This is a genomic window from Nocardia sp. NPDC003345, from assembly GCF_053589395.1.
Genome location: NZ_JBSFRU010000430.1, coordinates 1 through 4,543, shown reverse-complemented (window position 1 = coordinate 4,543; position 4,543 = coordinate 1). Strand labels below are relative to the sequence as shown.

The 4,543-nt window shown below is 69.4% G+C and carries 2 protein-coding genes and 1 pseudogene; all 3 read left to right on the top strand.

What is annotated here, in order from left to right:
• Positions 1-58 precede the first annotated feature (58 nt).
• Positions 59-1,708, top strand: a pseudogene (gene kdpB / locus ACWDU1_RS29925) (potassium-transporting ATPase subunit KdpB); the annotation flags it as partial.
• A 1-nt stretch (position 1,709) separates the two neighbouring features.
• The gene (locus tag ACWDU1_RS29920; protein ID WP_450003595.1) at positions 1,710-2,657 is read left to right on the top strand and encodes a potassium-transporting ATPase subunit C; all 948 of its coding nucleotides are present in this window, start codon (positions 1,710-1,712) and stop codon (positions 2,655-2,657) included.
• A 26-nt stretch (positions 2,658-2,683) separates the two neighbouring features.
• On the top strand, positions 2,684-4,543 hold a 1,860-nt coding region (locus ACWDU1_RS29915; protein WP_450003593.1), incomplete at its 3' end, for a DUF4118 domain-containing protein.

The window sequence follows — 4,543 nt, the reverse complement described above, 5'->3', positions numbered from 1 at the left end:
GGTGTAGGCGGGCATGCGCACCCGGGCCAGCGCGTCCAGATAGAAATCGTCGTACTCGGACGAATCGGCCATCACCGGCGAATCCGCGCCGGTCATCCGGGAATCCGGCGGTGACCGTTCGGCGGTCACCGGCGGTACCACCGTGCTGTCGGACCGGATCGTCGTGAAGGTCACCCAGGAACCGGGCCAGAGCTTCATCGACAAGATGATCGCCCTGGTGGAGGGGGCGTCCCGGCAGAAGACGCCCAATGAGATCGCGCTCAATATCCTGCTCGCGGCGCTGACCGTCATTTTCGTGGTCGCGGTGGTCACGCTGCAGCCCCTGGCGATCTTCTCCAAGTCCAACAACCCGGGTGTGCCCGACGGCCTCGCGCTGGACTCCTACGGCGTAACCGGGATCGTGCTGGTCTCACTGCTGGTGTGCCTGATCCCGACCACCATCGGCGCCCTGCTGTCGGCGATCGGGATCGCCGGGATGGACCGGCTGGTGCAGCGCAATGTGCTGGCCATGTCGGGGCGCGCGGTCGAGGCGTCCGGTGATGTGAACACCTTGCTGCTGGACAAGACCGGCACCATCACGCTCGGCAACCGGCAGGCCGCGGACTTCCTGCCGCTCTCCGATATCGACCCCGCGGCACTGGCCGACGCGGCACAGCTGTCCAGCCTCGCCGACGAGACCCCGGAGGGCCGCTCGATCGTGGTGTACGCGAAGACCGCGTACGGACTGCGCGAGCGCACCCCGGGGGAACTCACCCACGCCGAGTGGGTGCCGTTCACCGCGGCCACCCGGATGTCCGGTGTGGATCTGGACGGGCACCGGTTGCGCAAGGGCGCGGCCAATTCGGTCGCCGAATGGATCCGCCGCGAGGGCGGGACCGTACCCACCGAACTGGGCACCGTCGTCGACGGAATCTCCGCGGCCGGCGGGACTCCGCTGGTGGTCGGTGAGATCCGGGACGGCGCCGCGCGCGTACTCGGCGTCATCCACCTCAAGGACGTGGTGAAGCAGGGCATGCGGGAGCGGTTCGCGGAAATGCGCCGGATGGGCATCCGCACCGTCATGATCACCGGCGACAACCCGCTCACCGCGAAAGCGATCGCCGACGAGGCCGGGGTCGACGATTTCCTCGCCGAGGCCACCCCGGAGGACAAGCTGGCGTTGATCCGGCGCGAGCAGGAAGGCGGCCGTCTGGTCGCGATGACCGGTGACGGTACCAACGACGCCCCCGCACTGGCCCAGGCCGATGTCGGGGTGGCCATGAACACCGGCACCTCGGCGGCCAAAGAGGCCGGGAACATGGTGGATCTGGACTCCGACCCCACCAAGCTGATCGAAATCGTCGAGATCGGCAAACAGTTGCTCATCACGCGCGGGGCGCTCACGACCTTCTCGATCGCCAACGATATCGCCAAGTACTTCGCGATCATCCCGGCGCTGTTCGTCGGCCTGTTCCCGGGGCTGGACCTGCTCAACATCATGCGGCTGGCAAGCCCGCAGTCCGCGATCCTGTCGGCGGTGATCTTCAACGCCCTGGTCATCGTGGCGCTGATCCCGCTGGCACTACGCGGTGTGCAGTACACCCCGGGCAGCGCGTCGAGCCTGCTGAGCCGCAACCTGTCGGTCTACGGTCTGGGCGGGATCATCGCGCCGTTCCTCGGGATCAAACTCATCGATCTCTTCGTCCAATACCTGCCGGGGATGTCCTGATATGTCTTTTTCCGATCTGATCCGACAGCATTTCGCGGCGCTGCGCGCGCTGCTGGTGCTCACCGTGGTGACCGGCGTGCTCTATCCGGCCGGTATCTGGGCGGTCGGTCAACTGCCCGGACTCAACGACAAGGCCAACGGTTCGATCATCGAAGCGGACGGCCGGGTGGTCGGCAGTTCGCTGATCGGCCAATCGTTCACCGACGCCGACGGTGCGCCGATCATCTGGTACTTCCAGAGCCGGCCGTCCGCCGCCGGCGACGGTTACGACGGACTCGCCTCCAGCCCGAGCAACCTCGGCCCGGAGGATATCGTCGACACCCCGGCCGATCCCGCCCTGCTGGCCACCGGCTCGGGCCCGGAAACGGCAGGGTTCTCACCGAGTCTGCTCACCCAGGTCTGCACCCGCAGCCGGGAGGTCGGCGCGCGGGAAGGTGTGGACGGCGCCCGGCCGTTCTGCACCCCCGGCGGTGTCGGCGCGGTGCTCTCGGTCATGGGCACCTTCCACCACGACGGGACGGTCACACCGTCGCGCGTGGTCAGCGTCAACGAACCGTGCCCCGCCGGGCGTAGCGCATCGGCGCCGGTGTTCCTGGCCGAATACCAGGGCGTGCGGGTCGAATGCGCGCGCTACGGCGAGGACTACTCGACCGGCCGGATAGTCCCTGTTCCCGGCGACGCACCCACCGACCCGGCGGTTCCGGCCGACGCGGTCACGAGTAGCGGTAGCGGGCTCGATCCCGATATCTCCACCGCCTACGCCGAGATCCAGGTGAACCGGGTGGCCGCGGCCCGCGGCGTCGACCCGGCCGTGGTCCGCGCCGCCGTCGCGGACCACACCACCGGCCGCGAGCTCGGCTTCCTCGGCGAACCGCACGTGAACGTGCTCGAGCTCAACCTGGATCTGGACGGCCGCTATCCGGCGCCGGCCGCGGCGGGCGACGAGTGAACCGTGCACGGTGACATGATGCCGACGTGAGCACCACACACGACCGGACCCCGGGTGAGCTGCGCATCTATCTCGGCGCGGCCCCCGGGGTCGGGAAAACCTACGCGATGCTCGGGGAAGCGCGCCGCCGGATCGCCCGCGGCCAGGACGTGGTGGCCGCGATCGTGGAGACGCACGGTCGCGCGCAGACCGCGGAACTGCTCGAGGGCATCGAACAACTCCCCCGTATCGCCATTCCCTATCGCGGGACGGTGCAGTACGAGCTGGATGTGGACGCGGTCCTGCGGCGGCGGCCGGACCTGGTGCTCGTGGACGAACTCGCGCACACCAACACCCCGGGCAGCCGCAACCGGAAGCGCTACCAGGACATCCAGGAACTGATCGCGGCCGGGATCACCGTGGTGTCCACGGTGAACATCCAGCACCTCGAGGGCCTCAACGATGTGGTCGAGCAGATCACCGGGGTGGTCCAGCGCGAGACGGTGCCGGACGCGGTGGTCCGCGCCGCCGACCAGATCGAACTGGTCGACATCACCCCGGAGGCGCTGCAGCGGCGGATCAGTCTCGGCAATGTGTACGCCGCCGATAAGGCCGATGCCGCGCTCGCCCACTATTTCCGGCGCGGCAACCTCACCGCGCTGCGCGAACTGGCCCTGCTGTGGCTGGCCGATCAGGTGGACGCGGCGCTGGCGAAATACCGCGCCGACCATCGGATCACCGCCACCTGGGAAGCACGGGAACGGGTCGTCGTGGCGGTCACCGGCGGCCGGGAATCGGAGACCCTGGTCCGGCGGGCGGGCCGGATCGCGGCAAAATCCAGTGCCGAACTGCTCGTCGTCCATGTCGTGCGCGGTGACGGGCTGACCGGGGTGGCGGCGCCGCAGATGGCGGCCGTCCGCGAGCTCACCGCCCACCTCGGCGCCGAACTGCATACGGTGGTCGGCGACGATGTGCCGGTGGCGCTGCTCGATTTCGCGCGGACGGTCAACGCCACCCAGCTCGTACTCGGTACCTCCCGGCGTTCCCGCTGGGCGCGGATATTCGACGAGGGTATCGGCGCGGAGGTCGTCCAGCGATCCGGCAAGATCGATGTCCATATGGTGACCCACGAAGCGGCGGGCCGGCGCCGCCGCCGGCGGCGGCCCCGGCCCCGGATGCGGCGCACGGCGGCCTGGATCGCCGCGTTCGTGGTGCCGTCGGCGATCTCGGTACTGCTGGCGTCCTGGCTGGACCGCTATCTCGATCTGGTCAGCGAGAGCGCGCTGTATTTCGTCGCGGTGCTGGCGGTGGCGCTGTTCGGCGGTGTGCTCCCGGCGATCGCCGCCGCGCTGCTGGCCGGACTCCTGCTCAACGTGCTGTTCACCGACCCCCGCTACAGCATCACCATCCAGGAACCGAACAATTTCCTGCCCGCGGTGCTGCTGCTGGTGGTCGCGGTCGCGGTCGCGGTGCTCGTCGATACCGCAGCCCGGCGGGCCGAACAGGCCGGGCAGGCCTCCCGGGAGGCCGAACTGCTCACCCTGTTCGCGGGGTCGGTCCTGCGCGGCACCGATCTGCCCGCACTGCTCGACCGGCTCCGCCAGACCTACAACCAGCGGGCGGTGACCCTGCGCCATCACACCGACGGGATCATCGCGTCGGTGGGCGAGGATCCCCCGGAACGTGCCGATACCGCCGATACGGCCGTGGAGGTGCGCGACGGCGACTACTGGCTGCTGCTGGGCGGCCCCACCCTGCGCGCCCGGGACCGGCGGGTGCTGGAGGCCGTCGCCAATCAGGCCGTCGGGCTGGTGCAACGGGAGCAGCTCGCCGAGGAAGCCAATCAGGCGGCCGCGCTCGCCGAGGCCGACCGGTTGCGTCGTGACCTGCTCTCCGCGGTCAGCCAC